Raw genomic sequence first — 20,653 nt, forward strand, 5'->3', positions numbered from 1 at the left:
TGAGCGACGACGATCGCTGTGCTACAAAAGCGGCTATAGGCGGACCGCCACCCCGGCGTCACTCAGTTCCGGCGCCGAAACCGCAACCTCAAATGCGCGAGCTGACGAGATAACTGCTGCTTTAATCTTCGGCTGGAAAGCGGCGACGGCCGCTCCCCGACCAACGCGATTGAGCAGATCAAATCCGCTTCAGACAGGTTGTCCACAGATCATGTGGAAGAAATAGTCGGACGGTACTCACGGATAAAAACGAATGGATGAACGTAAGCGGGACAGCATGATCGCTTATCTCCGCCACCGCATGGAAGAATACGGCATTGAGCCGGACGACCTGGCGTCAGCAATAGCGGGCGATCAGGTAACGCAGAAACCCGCCCGGTATCAAAATGCGACGGGCAATACCTGGACAGGCGACGGGGAAATGCCCCAGTGGCTGAAGCAGGCGATTAGCGCAGGACAAAGACTCGAACATTTTGAGGTGGCATCGGCATCACCCGTGCAGGATAGCCAGCGGAAGACGATCGACTGGCGCGACGACCCGTTCGCGGGGAGTCCACTTGCGCGGCAGTACACTGACTGACGAGTTCACCTTCTCGTGCTGTGAGAACACCGGTTGCAACAAACGGATTCGATAGCGCGCGGCCCTGTTGCCTTCAGGGCTGTGGAGATAAAAGCGATGATGGAAAGGATGTTCGATCCATCGCATCGCGAGCATCCCGGCTCGCCCGGATCTCGAGGTTAGAACTGGCGCGACTCCTGGAAATCCTCACCTTTTATCGACCTGAGCACACGGAAGAGTGCCTCCCCGCGCAGCGGCTCAGAAAAGCGCTGCCCGACATCGCTCCCGCTGAACAGCCTTCCCTCTTCTGACCATCGCCGCGGGCTTCGGCGAATTGCGTCCGACGGCCTTTAAAATTCTGTTCACATTCCCACACCCGAACCTGATTCGCGCGACTACATTTATATTGCACGAAGACGATCTTGCGCATGGAGTGTCCCCTGCCTCCGAATTGCAGGTCGCAGTTCCGAAGTGAGAATGACATGAAGAAATTGATCTGCGCACTGCTGCTCGCGGCCACGTCTCTATGCGCGCGTGCCGACGCCCCGTCGCTCTACTCCCCGAGCGCGATCGTGTACGACGTTACGCGTGGCGAAGTCTTGCTGGAAAAGAATGCCGACGATCTCCGCCCCATCGCGTCGCTGACCAAACTGATGACTGCGATGGTCGTGCTCGACAAGGCACAGAAGATGGGAGATAAGCTGACCATTGACGAGGCCGACATCGACCGGATCAAGCACTCGGGTTCCCGGATACCCGTCGGTACGTCGCTCGAACGCGAGGCGATGCTTCGCCTTGCACTGATGTCGTCCGAAAACCGTGCGGCGTCCGCCCTGTCACGCTCGTTCCCCGGCGGCCAATCGGCGTTCATCGCGCAGATGAATCTGAAGGCGCGCGGACTAATCACGCCCGACACGCATTTCGAGGATCCGACAGGACTTTCGCCGAACAATGTCTCGACGGCTCGCGATGTTGTCAAACTGGCAATCGAAGCGTCGCACTATCCGATGATCAGTTCATTTACCACGCTGACAGCATACGAACAGACAATTGGCAGCCGGACGCGTTTCTATCGCAACACGGATCCCGTCGTCCGCTGGACGGATTGGGACGTTCAACTCGCCAAAACCGGATACACGCGCGAGGCCGGTCGCTGCATCGTGGTCGACGTCGCGATGCAGAGAGGTCCGGTGATCATTGCGCTGCTTGGCGCACGTTCATCCAGTGCCCGCTCCGCTGATCTGGCCACGATCCGCAACTGGGTGAACGGCGATGAAAGGCCCGTAGCCGTACCCAGGCTGTACCACGCCTCTGCCCATTCTCATCACAGCCACTCGGTCGTCGCCAGCCAACCGCATCGCGTAAAGGTGCGATTCGCGTCGACCGGCCCGTCACATCGCCATGCAACGCGCCGCGTGATCGCCAGTCGAGCCGGTGCGTAAGCGCGCCTGATCTCGCAAGACACGCGGTGCCGTCGACACCAGAACGATCCTCATCCCGTTCCACCGCCGCATTTCCGCGGAAACGATTTCGGTTAATGGAGTCGTAAGCGAGTCGTGGAGCCATAGACCGAGTCCAGAGTCTGAAGCAATCCCAGGCATCCTGAAAACACTCACCCATGGTCAGTAACCGTCCGTCGTCTACATGAGTGACGTCCCGTCCCCCAACTTTTTTGTGGTCCATCGAGCGAATTGTGTTGCGGGAAGTTCATTTCAGCGCCTGTTTCAAGGCTTTTTATTGACACATAGCGCACCGGACGTCATAGAATGCCTGTGCTTGCGGCATGAACTGCGGCGAGCACTTCCCAATTCGAAAGTGAGTCATCCACGACTATGGCAAAGACTGCAACGAAGACGGCAACCAAGACCGCATCGAAGGCTGCTCCGAAAGCTGCCAAACCGGCTACCAAGGCTGCACCGGCAAAGGCTGCAAACGGGACGGCGAAAAAGCTGGTCGCCGGCGCACCTGTGAAAGAGACGTTCACAAAAGCTTCGCTCGCCAATCACGTTGCACAAGCGGCTAATGTTGAACCAAAAGCCGCGAAAGCGATTCTCGCCGCGCTGGAAGACACCATCCTCGGCTCGGTTCACAAGAAGGGTGCCGGCGAATTCACGCTATCGGGTCTTCTGAAGATCACGGTTCAGCAAGTGCCCGCGAAGAAGAAGCGCTTCGGCAAGGATCCGTTCACGGGCGAGGAACGTTGGTTCGACGCGAAACCGGCGACGGTTCGCATCAAGGCGCGCGCTTTGAAGAAGCTCAAGGACGCGGCTGCATAAATGCAACGGCTTTGATCCGCTGCCTCCAGGCAGCGACCTGTGCGGGCGCCGATGTCGGCGCCCGCGTTCATTTCAGCCCTCGTATCCCTCACCATGCAGGTCGGCAGCTCTTCACGTTCGCTACGTCTGGCTCCCGAAGCATCTCATCTATCCGTTCCGACTCAACTGACCATCGGCTAGCCGGCTGGTGTGACCAAAGCGCTTTCCGTTGGGCAGCGCATCCAGAAAAACGGGTTCTGTCAGTTACTTGCTGGCGGCCGCTCGCCGGGTTCTGCAGAACGGCGTTCCACCATCTCCGCAACAGGCTCGCCGCACTGGTTGCAGAAAGGGAAAAAGGCGAAGTTACGGCCGCCGCAGGCGCAGACTTTGAAGAGATTCAGCCCGCAATGGATGCAGTACGAGGCCTGCTCGCCGCCAAGATGCCACGGCTTGTCGCACGACGGGCACAGCTTCTTCTGGAACGTACTGAGCGCCTTTTCATAATCGACGCCACGTGCACGTTCGGTCCGACTCTGCTCCAGATCGGCGCGCTTTCGCTCGACATATTTCTGGAACGCACGGAGCATGTAGATTCCGGCGAACACCACGAGCGCGATACCCACCAGCACGCGTACATATCCCCCGAAACTGGGCAGATACGGGACCAGCTCGACGAAGAACGCCGTCAGTGCGAAGAGGCCAAAGCCGTACACGAACGGCCAGTATCGGCTTTTGCGAAAGCGGATGAACAGCCATACGCCAACGAGGAGAAGCGGGAGCGTCAACGCAAGGCGCCACCCGAACACGATGAGCTCGTAACGACGGCTTGCCGCCTCGTAGCGCTTGTCGGCGGCCTGCCTGGCGGCCGCGATCTCGATGCGCAACTGCTTCAGGTGCGCGTCGATCGGCCGGGCCTCATCGGCCAGCGCATTCTGTTGGCTTTGCCAGCCCACGACACTCGTCTGAAGTTCGTCGAGCTTCCGCGTCCGTGCAAGCAATTCCGGATCATTGCGGCTGTCCCCCGTGGCCTGCCTGGTAGCGATCCAGTTCCTGAAACTCTCACGCGCCTCCACGTACAGCTTGCCTGCGCGGTCGTGAGCGATGCGAGTGTTCTCCATCCTGTCATTCAGTGCATCCCGCTGAAGTTGCAAATCACGCATCTGCGCGGCGAGCGGCGAGGTCGCTGCATCGCTGAACTGTGCGACTTCCGGCCGCCCGCCACGCGGGGCGTACATCAGATCGCGGATCACGAGCGAGCCCAACATGTTCAGGAGGATCGCGAAGGCGATCGCGATGATCCAGGAAGCGATTCTCAGCAGACGTGCCGGCCGCGAATATGCCTGGCTGTTGCCCATGTTGATCTCTTTTCCCATCAATGGTGACCCCTACGTCTGCTGTGGAACTCCGGCTTCGGCCGCCCCGACGGCTAGCAGCGCGAGGATGGTGCCGTTCTATCGTGGCAGTGCCGCCGGGCTGGGCTCCCGCGAGAGTTTCCCGGTCGTGCAGTGTCGCGGGAAAACCTTCCTCGCCCGCAGTGCCGACCGAGAATATTCGGGATTGCCATCCCGGACATTCTCCCCTAACGTGCCGGTGTCGGCGTAAGGCAATATGCCCGAACAGCTACCTGCGATCTCGCGTTTTCATACCACAAGGTTTTCAGGATGCCTCGCTCCAAACACCGTGGACGTTCTGGCAAGCGCCGTGTTATCCCCTCGAAGAATGCCCTCCTCCCGCTCCCACAAGCCAGGATCACCGAAATTTCATTGGGATACCATCTCGCACTCGCAGCGTGTGGCGGGGTCCACGGCAGCTCTTATCTTTTTAACGAGTTGACCCGCGCGACCTACCTGAGCTTCTATCTTGGCGAAATGGGCTACATGCCCGTCGCGCCTGATCTGTACCGCATGGCGGAGGCGGGTCTCGAAGCAGGGATCCGGCGCGGCAACGAGAAAGGCTCGTGGCAACTCGATCCATCGGCGGTGGCGACGCTGGAAGTCGTTCTCCAGGTTCACGATTCGCAGCTTGCGAGCGCCCGTGCAGGAGATCTGATCAAGGCAGAGCAGCGGCTGACTCATTTCATCACGAGCGGCAAGACAGCTTCTCCGTTCGACTAGGGAGGCGACAGGCGCGTCAGGAGATAGCGTCCATCGATGCGATAACAGGCCACACCATTAGTTATGTCACACATCGGTGTTGTTCGGCTGCGTCCCGACTTTTGGGCCGATCACCGAATATCAAGCTCCGAGACCCCCCGCGTGGTATCTAACGACTCCGTGAGCACCTGGTTTCGTCCGGCGCGTTTTGCCGCGTACAGTAGATGATCGGCGCGCGCCAGCAACGGTGCGCCCCCCTCGCCGGGTCGATACGCGGCTATGCCAGCGCTCGTTGTGACTCGCAGCGTGGCGTCGATCTCATCGAAGCGCGAGGACTCAAGCGCGATGCGAGATCGCTCTGCGATCCGGTACGCGAATTTCCCGTCGGTGGCCGGCAACAGAAGCACGAACTCCTCGCCGCCGATCCGTCCCACTACGTCTTTCTCGCGCACCGCGGCGCGCAGGATCGCGCCGAACTGCCGAAGCACCGCATCGCCAGCCGCATGCCCGTAACGATCGTTGATGGATTTGAAGTTGTCGATATCGAAAGCGATGAGAGCGAGCGGATAGCTTTTCTTATCCGCAATGCTGCGGCTCGCAAGGCGTTCAAACGCGCGCCGGTTCAGGGTTTCCGTGAGCGAGTCCAGATCCCGTTCGAGAACGAGCCGGTCTACCACGTCTGACATCGCGGCGGCCAGCAGAACAAGCCCCAGCACAGAGCCCATCAACGCGAGCGATATCTGGAGTAACACCCAGAAAATGGTCTGTGCAAACGGGACAGTTTTATGAGGTAGTGGCTGGATGACCGTGAGCGGCGTCCTGACGAGAAAGCTGGCACCGAAGATTAGCAGCACCCAGAGCAGAACGTGATTAATGGTGCGGCCATTGCAGCGGTTCCGAAAACGGGCGGCAGTGAATAACATCAACAGACCGGCGCTGAGATTAAGAATGTAGATGCGCACGAGTAGATTCGACGCCACGAAGGAGAAGTAATACATGCCGCCCAGTACGAGCGTGAACGTCGTCGCATGCGTCGCGAGCCGGAAGTGAAGCCCTGCCCTGCGCAAGACGCCTTCCGCCAGCAATTGAATGCTGAGCACATAAAACGTTGCCGATACGAGCGCGTTTAGTTTCCATTCATCCGGCAGGTGACAGATCTGCACTGCTGAGCCGAGTGCAAAAGCACCAAATGAAGCGGCGAGAAAGCGTAGATAGCGCAGCCGTTTGTCATAGACCCACGCACAGGCAAAACCGAGTGAAAAGACGGTCGTAATACCTGGAATGATCAGCTGGACGAGTTGATTGGGCGTTATGTGAGCGGGCATGTCGCTCCCTTTCTTCACTGCGCTGCCTGGCGTTAAATGGTCGGCCCCGCGAGCAGTAGACTTGCAGAGTACGTTAGTCAGCCGCCGTTACCGCCCCGGCCAGAAACGGTACGGCACCCCGTGTACCGCCGAACGCGATTGTACGCCAGGAGCACCAGATGCCCTTCGAGCCAAGCCTGCTCGATGGCATGAGATCCGGGCCGTGTTCGGGCCCCTTGGGAAGCGGCGCGAGTCTTCGTCAACGTCAACCATTACCGGGACCGATCCGTAGCGAGCAGCGTTGGAAATGATTGACGACTGCCCGATACGACTACCATCCCATCTGCCGCGGAGGGCATTGTCACGTTGCTGCGGCGATGAAGAAGACAAAGCCGCTTTACCACGGGCACCGTTATCCGGCGGTCGTTATAGTTGCGCCATGCGCTGGTATTTCCGGTTCCTGCTGAGCCTGCGCGATAGCGAGGAGCCGTTGTTCGAGCGGGGTGTAGTCGTCAGCTACGAAACCGTCCGCCGCTGGTGCAACAAGTTTGGCGCGGGCTTTGCAAGTCAGGCTAGGGCGGCTCGTCGCGAACCGGGTACGACCTGGCATCTGGACGAGGTGTTCGTGAAGCTGCGCGGCGAGCCATATCTGTTGTGGCGAGCAGTTGATCAGCACGGTGCTGAACTCGACGTCCTGTTGCAGAAGCGTCGCGAAGGCTGCCGCGAAGCGGTTTTTCGAGCGTGTGCTCGCTTCCTATGGTGAAGTACCGCGCAAGATTGTCACGGATCATCTGCGCAGGGCCTTGTCAAGTTTGAGTGGAAGGATTCAATGGCGCACTAAAGTAAGGTTTCCTTATTGAAATGCGTGTGAGGATTGCAGGCCTGCCCAGTCGTGCCATGAGGACAATCTCGCCTTGAGTTGTTCCCGATGGTGGCCCGCTTCCATCCGGTGTCGGGGCAATGCGAAGTGCTGACGGATTGGACCGAAGCGCGACAGGAATTCCTGCGTGCGGCGTGGATCACGGAAACCCTGCATCTGGCGCTCACGCCGGCGCGTGGGCTGGTGACTGTTTTCAGCGCGGTTGTTCACCCGGGCCGACGCCTTCACGAAAACGTGCTTTACGCCGGAGAGCTCAGGCACTACTGCCTTCGCTGCCGAATAGCTGCGTAGTTGATCGGTGACGATCTTTCTGGGTATCGGGTGCGAGCGCAGTACCTTCATGAAGAAGCGTTTGGCGGCAGCCTTGTCGCGGCGCCTCTGCAATAGGATATCCAGTTCAGTACCGTGCTCATCGACTGCACGCCACAGCACGTACGGTGTACCGCGCAGCTTCAGCATAAGCTCATCGAGGTGCCATGTCGAGCCCGGAGCGCCGCGTTCGGCTTTCGCACGTTGTGCAAACTGCGCGCCAAAGCGGTCACACCAGTTGCGCACCGACTCGTAGGTGACGCTCACACCGCGTTCGAGCAGCAGTTCCTCGATGTCGCGCAGGCTCAGGTTGAAACGGTGATACCAGCGTACCGCGCAGCAAATGACTGCTGCCGGGAAACGGAAACCGTGATACGGCGACTTGATCTTCTTCATGCCCACATTTTACTGCGCACTCAACTTGACATTGCCGTCGCTCCATATGAGCAGGTCGGTCGCCGGGAAATACACTGGCCCTTCGGCCCACAGGCATTCATCTGTCAGGCGGCTCAGGAATGCATTGGGCTGAAGCAGCAGCCTGAAACGCGGATCATGCACTTCGTAGTCGCTGGATTTCATCTCCCCTCTCGTTCTTGACGTGAATCGGAAAAGCGATTGGCACCTCTTCACCGCACCGCCTTTCCGCCGGCCGCGACGGTCACCGCGATGATGAGCACGCCATAGACGATCGATCGCACGCCCGCATCCGCGCCAAGCGCGTTGAGCGGGGCGTTCGTGAGAAACAGGAACATCGACGCGCCCCACACGCCGACGATCGTCGCCTTGCCGCCGGCGACCAGCGTGCCGCCGATCACGACCACGGCAATCGAAATCAGCATGTACTCGACGCCCATGTCGAGCGACGCGCCGCCCGAGGTCGCCGCGAGCAGAAGCGCCGTGAGCGCCGCGATCATCGAGCACAGCACGTACGCGAGGCAGCGCGTACGATGCACGTCGACGCCCGCGAGCCACGCGGCCCGTGCGTTCTGTCCGATCGCCGACAGCTTGCGGCCGTACACCGCGCGATGCAGCAGCACCGCCAGCGCGCCCGACAGTGCAAGCGCAAGGAGCGCGATATACGGCACGTTCAGGAAACGGCCGGTCGCGAACGCACCGAGCGCGGGCACGAGTTGGCTACTCGATTTCGAGCGTGTGCCCTCCGCGATCAAAGTCTGCTCTTATGTCGTCCAATATGAGGTTTTTCTCAGAAGACAAAACTGGCGAAGTTTGGTCTGGCGGGTCCCAAAACTTGATGCTGTCCGAGAAAACGACAAAGCCAAGTTTGTCGTTTCCCGGGAAAAACATCTCTCCTTGCACTGTTACAACCCGGTTGCCGATCTTGACCCGGATGTGGCCTCGTGACACGTCTAAGATCACTGATTACCTCGCGTAAAAATGACTTTGCTAGCGCCCGTAGCAGGATCAATGGTAATGATCTGAGTAACGTTTGGATTCTTCATCAACGCTGGTAATTCTGCAGTTTCCCAAACGTTTCCGGGCCGAAGATTCGAACCAATGACAGCTCGAACCGTACCCGACGCACCGGATGCATACTGTGCGGAAATATTTTGCCATGCCTGCACTACCGCCGGGTTCGCCGCATCCCATGCCGGCATTTGTATACCGTTTTGTGCAATCAACGTCTCAAGTGTAGTGCCACCGTTCAATCGAGCGATTTGGGCTGCGATGTCTTGACCACCAACGCTGCCGGTGCGACCTGACCAAAAGAATGCTGTACTTGGTTGGGTCGCAACGGGATTCGTGTTTGTGGCCGAAAACGCCCCAGTGATTACTGAGGCACCCGTACCAGCCGGCATACCATTCACGCCGGCGTAAACCTCGCCCGCCAATATAGAGATTTCGTTGGCGCACAAGACAGCGTTGGCAACGCACGCTGCGGCGATCTCCGGACCGAATAACACACCCCCTGCTACAAGCGCACCTCCGCCAATCAGATAGGGAGCGTAAGCACCCAGCTGCTGACCTACACCTGCAGCCACCTGAGCTTCAGTGATGGCTTGTTGTGCCTGCTGATTTTGATAGCTTTGCCAAGCTGCCTGAAACGCATCCCCCAACTTCTCGAATAGCCCTTTTTGCCCGGGATGATCGCCCGAGTTATTTAGCGCCTCATTCTGAGCGGACAATGCAGCACCTTGAGCGTTGCCCCCCAGTAGGGCACCAGCGCTGCCTCCAAGCAGCGTTGCAAAACCCGCAAGTGCGGCCTGTTGCGCGGCGTTTAGAGGCGCTCCAGTCGGGTCTATCGCCTGGATGAAGTCTGGTGAAAATGCGGCACTTGATGCTGCGCCTATAGCGCCTCCAGCACAACCAGTTCCATCAAGCGCACTAGCCGCACACCCCAGTCCCGCGTGCGCTGCAAGGTACGCCAGTTCGCCTCCCACAGGCCCGAGCACATCATTCAGGCTGGCTTGGGCGTCCCCAATGGCGAATGCACCAGAGGCAGACAATTCTCCCGTCAACGCATTCTCAAGCGCGTTGGCAAAACTCCCCCCTCCGATTGCTGTGCCGACACCAGCCGTAATGCCCGCTTCTGCAAGCATCGCCAGGCCTCGCTCTGTCAACGAAGCAGTGGTCGTAGTCGCCTGGTTTACGCTCGTTCCGGCCACCGGATTAACACCCGCCAGGCCCGCGATAGAATTGGTAGCGCCGCCGACGGCCAAAGGCTGGGTAGTAAAACCAAGCCCCGAGTCGCTGTTGTACGTGATGCCATTCGTCAGCCCAGCAGTAATCCCCGCGACACCTGCCGCCTCGAAAGCGCTCGCCCAGTTCAACTGCCCGGTCATGGTCAGCTGTGACGCAATGCTTGATGTGAACCCTGCAGCCGCAGCCGATAGTGCAATATTGCCCAGCCCGGCTGACACCGCCGGCATGGCCACCCCTTCTGTGGTAGTCGTCGCAGCAGTCGCCGCAGCAAACGTGCTCCCTTCCGTCGCCACCGCACCGATTGCAGCGCTCGCTGCGCCAGCGGTCATGATGGCGATGACTACCGCAAAGGCGATACCAACGATTTGAGAGGCTCCAAAACCACCTTGCGCCACAAAATCCGTATGCAGGTTGTCGCTAACGGTCGTCTGCGTAAAGCTCGTGCCCAGTTGCTGCTGCAACTGCGCGAGCATCTGCTGCGTACCAGACTGATCAACCGTGCCATCGGCATTGAGTTGCTGCAGCGCGCCGCCAATCTGATTGAGCGTCTGGACGTTCAGGTCCATGTTCGCCGCGCTCATGAAGCCGCCGGGCTGAACAGCCGTGCCTGTCGTCTCGGAGTAGCCGACCTCGTTGATATAGCTCCAGATCTGACCTACGTTGACCTGATTGGCCTGGTTGGTCAGCGTCCCGGTATTGACCGTTAGCGTATTGGATGCGGTGATGTCGCCCGTATTGAGGATGCTTCCGTTGCCATCCTGATTAAAGTTGAGCGTGACGTCCTTGCCCGTGATGGTCCCGTCCGCTGACATCGCGCTCCAGTTCTGCGGCAGATACACCTGCGGCATCAGCGCCGTCACGGTCGGACACGTCACGGGACCTGTCGACACGCAACCCGGGTCGGGCACCGACTGCTCCACATACCAGAGCATCGGCGCGCTCAATGTATTGAGCTGAGCCTGAGTCAATGCATCGCCAAGCTGCAGATTGTTGGCCTTCGCATAGTCGATTGCGTTCTGGTACAGGATCTCCTTTTCCTGCGCAGTGACAGAGAGATTGTGCTTGCTGTCGTAGGTCAATCCATCGATGAAGCTGGCCTTGCCCGTCTGCTGCAATGCCGCCTGCTGAAGCATCAGATCTTCAGCCTGGGGGTTGTAATAGAACAACGTCGAACCCGGTTGCAGGTTTGCCGGCAGATTGTCGAGCAACGCCTGCGGACCGAGCGGGTCAAGCGCCGAACTACCCAGCGAACCCGACACATACGATGCCTGGCCGGCTACAGGCGTCGGCAGCGGCGCACCGACCGTGCGCGGTGTGGTCAGATTCAAGCCAGGCAGATTCACCCCGCTCAGCGAAATCACCTGCGACGGTCCATTTACGCGGGGCGTGTAGGTGTTCGCTGTCGTGATGCCGTTGATCAGTTTCTGGCCGGTGAGCGTCACTGACGTGCCGATCACGTTGCCGACGTTCTGAATCTCGCCACCCGATGTAATGGACAGATTCGGTGCCTGGATCGTCGCGGCGATATTGCCGACCGGCGTCGGCGGATCGATCGCGCCACCCACCTTCGTGTACGCATCGCCGTAAAGCGCCGTGCATTGTTCAGGTGAGCCGCATGCCCAGATGTCGTGCCGCTTGTCGGGACTGAAATCCCCCGTCTCCTGGACCCAATGTGAATGCCAGTACGCGTTCAGCGTCTGCGCTTCGTTGACGACCGGGCCTGCGACCGAAATCGTCGCGTTGTTCCCAGCCGCAATCAGGCTGCCGATGTTCGTCAGGCTGCCCGCGTTGAGTTGAAGGTTGTTACCGGCGCTGATAACCGATGAATTACCGGTCTGCTGGTCGACATAGCCTTCGCAATAGCTCTCCTTGTAACCACCTACGGTCATACAGCCCGAGTACTGCTCCTTCGACCCGTAGTCCTCATGGACCGGAACAGGCGGCGGCAGCGTGTTGGTAATCGCGCCCGACACATTGAGCGTGATGTTGTTGCCCGCGACGATATTGCCGGACGTATTGTTCAGGCTCTGCGCCGGCGTGGTCGACGTCGCCGTCGTTCCAACGCCACCGATCACGATGTCATGGCCCGCGAGCAGGTTGCCGTACGTGTTATTGATCTGCCCCGCAGCAATGACGAGGTCGTTTCCGGCAAAGACCGTGGCGTTCTGCTGCGCATAAGAGAACGTGGTCGAATTGGGATTCCCGCCACGCATGCCACCGGCGCCACCACATTGCGCGCCGCTCACACCGGATGCGCAACCCGGTTGCGTCGAGGTGGCCGAGTTGTATTGCCCCTGGTTGGAGAACGACTGCGCGGCACTCGCGTTGAAGTTATTGCCAGCATAGAGCAAACCGCCGTTCACCAGATTGCCGCCGGACAGATTCATGTTGCGTCCCGCGATGATCTGGCCTTGCGCCCCGAACGTCGTAGTCGTACTGGTGGAGCTCGGCGGTACGTTAGCGCCCGGATTGAACGAAACGGTCGACTGCGGCACGACCGTTCCGGAGATGCCCAGACCGCCACTCCCGTAAATTCCGACCGTGCCCAGCGCATTCATCTGCGCCATGAACGCATCAAGTTGCGCCTTATCGACGGTGTCGACAATAGTCGCGACGGCATTGCCCACCGATGCGTTGTTGAGCGACTGCAGGTTCAGGTTGACATCCAGTCCCGCTGAGATCGTGCTGCCTGCGTTCGACAACGTGCCTGCCGTGATATTGACGCTGCCTCCTGCTGCGATCACACCAGGCGAAACCGGACCGGGCGCTGTGATCGTCCGGTCGATCCCGGGCAACGCGATGTACTGATGGTCTCCCGCTTGCGAGTTACCGACCTGCAGTTCCGCACAGGCGCTGGAATCGCCATAGCACGTGCTGCCGCCGCTTCGGACATCGATATACCCGCCACCCATGTTCGGCAACAGGGTCGCGATCGTAGCCGTCTGCGAAAACTGATAAAGGTAACAGTCGCCCTGGCTGTTCTGGCAATACCAGCCGGACAACATCCCGATCACGATCTGACTCAACAGATCCGGGTTCGCTGAAGCACCGACGAGCTGTGTGGACGTTTGCGTTGCGCCCTGCAACGCATCATTGACCACCGCCCCGGCATTGATATTGATGTTGCCGCCGGCAAGAATCGTCCCGACTGTGTTGTACACGGTCGCGTCAGTGTTCAGACTGATGTTGCCGTTGGCTTGCGTCGTGCCGTACTGGTTATCGTAGTTGCCACCGCCGTTGAACGTCAGATTGTTGGCGCTTTCGATCGTGCCGCGATTCGTAACGCTACCGTTCAGCGTGATTGAACTGCCGCTGTGTACGACAGCATTCGCGGCATTGCTCAACGCGCCGTTGAACGTGACGTCATTCCCCGACAGCTGACCGAAGTTGTTGAAGGTGCCATAGGTCGTGAGAGTCAGGGGAGCGGACCCCGTGATCAGCCCGTAGTTGTTGATACCACTCAAGGCAACAACCGTCGCACCCTGTCCACCATAGTTCCACGTCCCCCCGACATTGATAAAACCCGCCGTCAGCGAAAGCTGCCCGCCATAACTGATCGTGCCCTGCGATGGATCGATCGTCGCATTGACGGCGCTCACACCCATATTCCGCTGCGCAAGCAGCTGTCCGCCAACGTTATAAAACGCGCCGCCGCCTCCATTAATCGTCAGAGACACATCGCCCGTCACCGGCCCGGTCGGCGTATTCGGATTACCCGCAAAAACCAGCCCGTTCTGGTTGTTCAGCGTCCCCGTATTGATGTTCAGGCTGTTGACGGCCATCAACGAGCCGCCGATGTTGTTCAGCGCACCCGCCACATTGATGTTCGTCGTCGCGCCATTCACCAGCCCGGCATTCGCGAAGTTCGTCGCGGTGATATTCGTCGTGCCCGTCGATGCGAGCGAACCCGTCGCAGCGTTCGTGAGGTTCGGAGCGGTCACGGTCAGCGTGCCACCCGACAGCACATTGCTCGCGTTATAAAAAGCATTCTGCGACACGAGCGTCGCCGCGCCGACCACGTCGAGCTGGCTTCCCACCAGTGAGAGCTGGTTCGAAGCACGCGCATCGAGTGTGCCGCCGACGATCGCATTGCCGAGCGTCACGTTCGCGCCTGCGACCTGCAGGTTCTTCGAAGAAACGATCGAAGACTGTCCCGCATCGACGGTCCCCGTCGCATTGATCGAGATATCCTTCGATCCGCTCGCCGTCCCGCTCATCGTGACGTTTGCGCCGGACAGCGCCAGTTCGCCCGCGACAACGCTGTTACCGGAGAGCGTCAAGGTCTGTCCTGCATGCAGGCTTGCATCGCCATTCGACAACACGCCGCCAACCGTGACATTGCCGTTCGTGCCCGTCACATTGACGGCGCCCATCGACGAGATACCGCCCGTTGCCGATGCATTATTGGCTGCATTGATCGTCGCGTTGCCGCCCGTCTGCACCTGTCCGTTGAACGCCACGCTGCCTGCACGCGACGTCGCAACGATGTCGCCCACGGCCGTCGCCGGGCCGAACGACATATCGCCGTTCGAGGTTGCCGTGAATTTGCCTGCGCCCTGAACTTCGCCGAGCGCGACACCGCCGCCCGCGTTGACCGTGATGTCCTTGCCGAAAGTCAGTGCGCCGCCACCGTTGATCGAGCCACCGGCATTGAGGTTCGCAACACCGAGTCCCAACAGGTTGCCGCCGAGCGTCATCGCGCCGCCCGACGTGACATTAGTATCGCCGTTGATGAGTCCGCCCGACAGCAGCGCCAGATTGCCGCCTGCGCTTGCAGCAAAGTTGCCCTGAGTGGTCACGCCACCGCCGACTCCAAGCGCGCCCGTGGTTGCCGTCAACGTGATGTTGCCGTTCGAGCCAGCCGCGCCACCGATCAGCAGGTTGCGGCCAGCGGAGACATTCAGCATATCCGCCGACGAAGCCGAACCACCAACCTGCACATCGCGTGCAGCCGTAACCGATGTGGTCGAGCCGGAGGCAATGTCACCCATCACCACGACATCGCCCGCCCCGTTATGCCCCTGCGCCTGCAACTGAACCGTGCCGCCCGCCTGGGCCGAGCCCAGCGACATATCGTTGCCCGCCGTCACGACGAGGTTGCCGTTCGTGCCGACCACACCCGTCACATTCACACTGCCGCCGGCATGCACGTTCGCCTGCTGGCCGAACACGACCGAACCTGCGTTGATGTTTCCACCTGCCGTGAGCGTGCCCGTGTTCTGCGCGCCGATGCCACCCGTCAGCGTCATGTCGCCGCCGGAAGTCAGATGCGCATCGCCGCCGACGGTCGCGGCGCGCGAGAAATTCAGTGCCTGCGCGGTGTTCGCACTGAGCTGCCCTTGCGTGGTGACATTGCCCGCCGAGCCATTACCGCCCGTCGCCGTGAGCGTGAGGTCTCCCGCCGAATTCACGTCGGCCAGCGAGAAGTTGCGCGCCGCGTTGACGGTGGTCGTGCCGCCCGTGTTGATCGCACCTGCCGCCGTGACGTCGCGCGACGCGGTGAGCAGCATCGTGCCCAAAGCCGTCGCGTTGCCACCGAACGTCACATCGCCGCCGCCCGCATTGCCGTTGGCCGTCACGGTCAGATCGCCCGATACCGCCTGGACGCTGCCGAGGCCCGCGTTGTTGCCACCTGCGACGGAGACAGTCGAACCCTGCAGCGCACCCGTCAGCGCAAGATCATGCGAAGCCGTCAGCGTCGCGGCCTGCGCGAACGCCGCCGAACCCGCACCGGTGATGTCGCGGCCAGCACTGAGCACACCATCCATCTGCCCCGCGACGGTGCCCGTCAAGGCAATATCGCGCCCCGCCTGCACATCGATCTGCTTCGCAGCCGCGATCTGTCCGCCAAGTTGTGTATCGAGCGCCGATGCAACATTGAAGGCGCCCGCTGTCGCCGCCGTGCCTGTAAACGATGCGCTGCCCGTTATCGCCGTCGCATTGAGGTCATTCGTCGATTCGACGCTGCCCGTCACCGTGACGTTGCGTTGGCCTGTCAGCGTCAACGCGTCGCCGCTTGCGAGCGCGCCGCTCACCAGCGCATCGCGCGCTCCCGTCAGATGGATTGCGCCGGGCGCCGTCGCCGTGCCCGTGATCGCTGCGTCACCTGCACCTGCGTTGCCGTTGGCCGTGACATCGAGCGTCGTCGCCGATATCACGTCATGCAGCGCGGCGTTGTTACCGCCCGTTGCGGTGACGACATTCGCCTGCACACCACCCGTCAGGGCGATATCGTGCTGTGCGGCGTAGTTCGCCGTCTCCGTGATCTTCTGCGTGCCGCCGCCTGTGATATCGCGCGCCGCCGTGACCGTCGCATTCGATCCGCCGACCATCGTGCCGTTCAGCACCGCATCGCGGCCCGCCGTCAGCGTGATGTCGTTGACGGCACTCGTGCTTGTGCCGAGCGACAGATCGAGCCCCGTCGTGATATCGAGCTTGCCGCCGCTGTTGATGCCGCCCGTCGCGAGCAGGCTGCCTGCCTGCGCATTGAGCGTCGCGTCACCGACCGATTCGATTGCACCATCGACATGGATGTCATGCTGCGCCGTGACAGACGCCGTCGTGCCGCTGGCGATCTTGCCGGTCGACGTCACCGAGACGTCGTTGTTCGCATTGACCGTCACCGCGCCCGCTGCAGCCGCAGCGCCTGTAACCGTAACGTTGCCCGCGCCATTCGCGCTGTTCGTGCCGTTCGCGTGTACTGCGATCGTGCTGGCAGATTCGATATTGTTGACGGTCGCATTGCCCGCCGCCGTGATATCGACCGACTGTCCCTGTACGAGCCCGCCCTGCACGATGTCGCGGCCCGCCGCGAGCGTCGCCGCTTGCGTGAAGGTCAACGTGCCGGCACCGCCGATATCGCGCCCCGCCGTGACGACGCCCTGTCCCAGACCCGCGAGCATGCCGCTGACATTCACATCGCGCGCGGCGCTCAGCGTCGCATCCGACGCAGCCGTCGTCGTGCCGCCCAGATCGATGTCCGTGCCTGCAAGCGCCGTGAATGCGCCGTTGCTGTTGATGACACCCGTCGATCCGATGCTCCCCGCCGTCGCGTTCAGCAGCATGTCGCTGGACGACTGCACCGAACCGCTGACGCCGATGTTCTGGCCGGCATTGAGCACGACCGTCGAACCACCGACTACGGCGCCCGTGATGTCCAGATCGTTCGTTGCATTGAGCGAGAGCGTCGATGCCGCCTGCACGTCATGCAGCGACGCGGAGCCGCCCGCGTTCGTCTGTATCGTGCCGGCGCGCACCGAACCCGTGACGTTCGTATCGCCGCCCGATGTGACGTTCGCGCTCAGGCCAAGCGCGAGGGCTGCGCTGCCGCCGATCGCATTGCCCGCGTTGAAGATCCCGTTGCCCTGCGCGACGACGGAGCCGTTCATCGTCAGGTTCTGCCCGGCCGTCACGTTGATATCGCCGAGCGACGACGTGCCCTGTGCGCCGAGATCGACCGATTGCGCGGCACTGATGTTGAGGTTGCCACCCGACTGGATGTTGCCCGTGCTCACCAGGTTGCCGGACGCGTTCGTTAGCGTGACGTCGCCATTCGACTGCACGGTGCCCGCGTTGGTCGTATCGCGGCCGCTCGTGACATTCAACGCGTTCGCGCTTTGCAGCGTGCCGCTCGCACTCACGCTGACATCGCGCGCGGCATTGAGCGTCGCCGTCGAGAGCGACGTGACGGTGCCGCCGATCGCGATATCGCCCGCATTCGTCGTGACCTGCAACGCCGCGTTCGACACGACGTTGTTCAGCGAGACCGAGTTCGCCGCCGTGAAGTTGACCGCGTTGCCCTGAAGCGCGCCTGTCACCGACAGGTTGCTGCCCGCCGTGGCCGTCACATCGCTCGCGAAGCCGCTGTTGCCGCCCGCGACAATGTCATGACCTGCCGTCAAGGCCGCTTTCGCCTGTCCGGCGAGCGACCCGCCGATCGCCAGATCGTGGCCGGTGCTGAGCGTGACGTCGTTGACCGCGCTCGTGTCGCCCGTCAGCGAGACGTCCTGCGCAGCTTTCACCGTCAGCGCGGACGCGCCGTTGACCGTTCCCGTCGACCTCACGCTTCCTGTCGTGGCCGTCATCAGCAGATCGCCAACGGACTGCACCGTCGCCGCGTTCGCGACATTCACATCACGCTGCGCAGTGAGCGTGGTTTGCGCGCCACCCGCCAGCGTGCCGTTCACCGCGATATCGCGCGCCGCCTGCACATTCGTCGCGCCGACGCTCGCTGCATTGCCGTTGAACGTGACGTCGCCGCCGCCCGCGTTGCCGTTCGCGGTCACGGCAAACGCGCCGCCCGCCTGCACCGCCGCGAGACTGACGTTGTTCGCGCCCGTGACCGTCAGATCGTTCGCGAGCAGTTTGCCCGTCAGCGAAACATCGTGTGCTGCGTTCAGCGTGCCGCTCTGGCCGAACGCAATCGATCCGCTGCCGGTGATATCGCCTTGTGCATCGAACGCACCGTTATGCTGGACGATCGATACACCCGACACATCGAGATTGCGTCCCGTCGCAACCTGCGCATCGGTGCCGACCAGCAATGAACCTGAAACCGACGTATCGCGGCCCGAAGTCGAATTGAACGTCGTACCGCTCGCGAGCGAGCCGCTGATCGAAAGATCGCGCCCTGCCGCTGCCGTTACCGCCTGCTGTGCCGTCGCCTGAGCCGCAACCACGGTATCCTGGCCCGACGCAAGTGCCAGATTGCCGCCACTCGCAATATTCGCAGTCGCGTTGATATTGCCTTGCTTGGCCGTCACTGTCGCGTCGCCGGCGGTTTGTACCGCCGCCGTCACATTAACGTTGCGTTGTGCGGTTGCCTGCAAGGTGCCGCTGTTGGTCTGCCCGGCGACGTTGATATCGCGCGCTGCCTGTAACGTCGTCGCGCCGCTGACGACAGACGTGCCGTTGAGATTGACGTCGCCCGCGCCGTCGTTGCCCGCCGCCGATACGCTCGCCGCGCCGCCGCCCTGCACATCGCCCAGCGTAACGTTCGAACCCGCCGACATGGCGATATCGCCATTCGCCTGCGTACTCGCAAGGTTGATATTGCTGCCCGATGTCACATCGAGTTTCGCGCCGGACTGCAACGTGCCCGTCGATGTGACGTCGCCGTTGGCACTGATCGAGTAACCGCCGACGCCGATATGTGCGCCCGTCATCGATACATTGCCGGCTGACTGAAGCGTCGCCTGCTTCTGCGCGGCAGTGCCCGCAACCGACACGTCGCCGTTCGCGGACAGCAGCAGATCACCCGCATTGGCGGCCAGTTGCGCATCGCTGCGCACGCCCATGCCCGCCGCCGTGCTGATCACCTGAATCTGCCCCGCTGTCATCGCGCCGAAAGCGGTCGCGTCGATGGCAAGACCATTGTTCGCGTTGCCGTTCGCGCCGTTGATCGCCGCCGCAGTGTTCGCGCTACCGTTGGACGACGTGCCATACGACGTGCCCGCATCGGACACGGCATTCGGCGCAACGAACTGACGTCCGGCAATCGCGTTGATACGGTTGCCCGCATACAGCGGCGCATTGACACCGATCGTCTCGGCAATCAGGTCGATGGTGCCGACGGTGCCTTCAATGCCCGCACCGGGCCCGTTCGCACCCGCATTGCCTTCGATCTGGATGTGCCCGCCCGTGACGTTGTAGCCGACGGCGGTCGCGTGACTGAAGTCGGTGGGCGTGCCGTTCAGGTCGCTGAGAAACTGCGGCGTGCCCGTCGACAGCGTGACGCCGATCGTGTTCGTGAAGCCCGTGCCGCGCGTCGTAATGCCGTTCGGGTTGGCAATGACGACGGTAGCCGGTGCGCCGAACACTTCCAGCGGACCGTTGAGCAAGCTCGCATACGCCGCGCCCGTCGACGTCACCTGGTTGACGATGACGCGCGCCGTGCGTCCCGCGAGATTCGGGTTCGCCCCGACATTGCCGCCCGTGAGCGACGTGCCCGACATCAGGCTGTTGTTCAGAATCAGCCCGACGGGATCGATATTGAAGGTCTGGTACTGGTTCAGCGAGATCCCGGCCGCGTTCGGCGCGGTGATGTTGACGACGGGCACGCCGCCATTCGCGCCCGTGCTCTGCGTGATCCTCGGCTGGAAGCTGATGGGCGCGTTCGGATCGACGATAGGCGTCGCGAACGCCTGCTGCATCATGAAGCGCGCACGCAACCCGGCCAGGTCGCGCATCTGCCGCCATGCATCGTCGTCCAGACGCCTGCTGCCCGCCGCGAGCACGCCCGCCGCCGACTGGCTCTGCTCGAACGTGACCGTCAACGGCCCGACGAACAGCGCAGCGGCCACCACGGCGGATACGCCGCGCTTCCACCAGCTGTACGTTTTTGCGTTCGAGGCAACCGTCCAGATATAGCCGGATGTGTCGCGCAGGCGCGCGCGCAGTTCGTCCCGAATGGTCCGGACGTGGTCGAGTTGCCGCAAGGCATTGCGCGTCGAAACTCTCATGATGTTCTCGTTCTTCGTCGTTTCTTGTTGGTCGCAAGGCGGGCTGGCCGGTCCGCCTTGCGCTTGCAGCAGAGTTTTCCCCGTCTGCTGCGGCCTCCTGTTGTCGAGGCCTTCGAGGCCTTCGATGCTTTC

General features: G+C 61.4%; 9 protein-coding genes and 3 pseudogenes. 5 read left to right on the top strand and 7 right to left on the bottom strand.

Going from position 1 to position 20,653, the window contains the following annotated elements; genetic code table 11:
- Window positions 1-253: 253 nt before the first annotated feature.
- The 3 genes from PPGU16_RS40110 to PPGU16_RS40120 all read left to right on the top strand — a co-directional run bounded on the left by PPGU16_RS40110 (window position 254) and on the right by PPGU16_RS40120 (window position 2,835).
- Complete coding sequence (locus PPGU16_RS40110; protein ID WP_180727626.1) at window positions 254-580, top strand: H-NS histone family protein; 327 nt, start codon at window positions 254-256, stop codon at window positions 578-580.
- 461 nt (window positions 581-1,041) lie between these two features.
- Window positions 1,042-2,001 (top strand): D-alanyl-D-alanine carboxypeptidase family protein, encoded by a 960-nt coding sequence (locus PPGU16_RS40115; protein WP_180727627.1) that lies wholly within the window; start codon window positions 1,042-1,044, stop codon window positions 1,999-2,001.
- 390 nt (window positions 2,002-2,391) lie between these two features.
- Window positions 2,392-2,835, top strand: a complete 444-nt coding sequence (locus PPGU16_RS40120; protein ID WP_035988144.1) for an HU family DNA-binding protein — start codon at window positions 2,392-2,394, stop codon at window positions 2,833-2,835.
- A 239-nt stretch (window positions 2,836-3,074) separates the two neighbouring features.
- Here PPGU16_RS40120 and PPGU16_RS40125 read toward each other — a convergent pair whose 3' ends face one another.
- Window positions 3,075-4,169 (bottom strand): zinc ribbon domain-containing protein, encoded by a 1,095-nt coding sequence (locus tag PPGU16_RS40125; protein WP_243460819.1) that lies wholly within the window; start codon window positions 4,167-4,169, stop codon window positions 3,075-3,077.
- 474 nt (window positions 4,170-4,643) lie between these two features.
- Here PPGU16_RS40125 and PPGU16_RS40130 point away from each other — a divergent pair, with 474 nt between their 5' ends.
- Complete coding sequence (locus tag PPGU16_RS40130) at window positions 4,644-4,928, top strand: hypothetical protein (protein ID WP_207795236.1); 285 nt, start codon at window positions 4,644-4,646, stop codon at window positions 4,926-4,928.
- 110 nt (window positions 4,929-5,038) lie between these two features.
- Here PPGU16_RS40130 and PPGU16_RS40135 read toward each other — a convergent pair whose 3' ends face one another.
- Window positions 5,039-6,250: a GGDEF domain-containing protein gene (locus PPGU16_RS40135; protein WP_243460820.1), complete on the bottom strand. Its 1,212-nt coding sequence runs from the start codon at window positions 6,248-6,250 to the stop codon at window positions 5,039-5,041.
- A 338-nt stretch (window positions 6,251-6,588) separates the two neighbouring features.
- On the opposite strand from PPGU16_RS40135, the pseudogene PPGU16_RS40140 reads away from it, so the two are divergent.
- Window positions 6,589-7,008 (top strand): annotated as a pseudogene (locus PPGU16_RS40140) (IS6 family transposase); the annotation flags it as partial.
- 56 nt (window positions 7,009-7,064) lie between these two features.
- On the opposite strand, the gene PPGU16_RS40145 reads toward PPGU16_RS40140, so the two are convergent.
- The 5 genes and pseudogenes from PPGU16_RS40145 to PPGU16_RS40165 form a co-directional block, all read right to left on the bottom strand.
- Window positions 7,065-7,796 carry an IS6 family transposase gene (locus PPGU16_RS40145; protein WP_180727631.1) on the bottom strand — a complete coding sequence of 244 codons (732 nt, stop codon included), beginning with the start codon at window positions 7,794-7,796 and terminating at the stop codon, window positions 7,065-7,067.
- Window positions 7,797-7,832: 36 nt separating this feature from the next.
- Window positions 7,833-7,979: pseudogene (locus tag PPGU16_RS40150) on the bottom strand (SMP-30/gluconolactonase/LRE family protein); the annotation flags it as partial.
- A 47-nt stretch (window positions 7,980-8,026) separates the two neighbouring features.
- Window positions 8,027-8,524 (bottom strand): annotated as a pseudogene (locus tag PPGU16_RS40155) (ABC transporter permease); the annotation flags it as partial.
- Between the two features lie 10 nt (window positions 8,525-8,534).
- Window positions 8,535-8,777, bottom strand: a complete 243-nt coding sequence (locus tag PPGU16_RS43310) for an Imm74 family immunity protein (protein ID WP_180727632.1) — start codon at window positions 8,775-8,777, stop codon at window positions 8,535-8,537.
- Window positions 8,774-20,521 (bottom strand): two-partner secretion domain-containing protein, encoded by an 11,748-nt coding sequence (locus tag PPGU16_RS40165; RefSeq protein ID WP_180727633.1) that lies wholly within the window; start codon window positions 20,519-20,521, stop codon window positions 8,774-8,776. Before PPGU16_RS40165 ends, PPGU16_RS43310 begins: the two co-directional genes overlap by 4 nt.
- Between the last annotated feature and the right edge of the window lie 132 nt (window positions 20,522-20,653).

The sequence above is a fragment of the Paraburkholderia largidicola genome (genome assembly GCF_013426895.1).
Classification (GTDB): domain Bacteria; phylum Pseudomonadota; class Gammaproteobacteria; order Burkholderiales; family Burkholderiaceae; genus Paraburkholderia; species Paraburkholderia largidicola.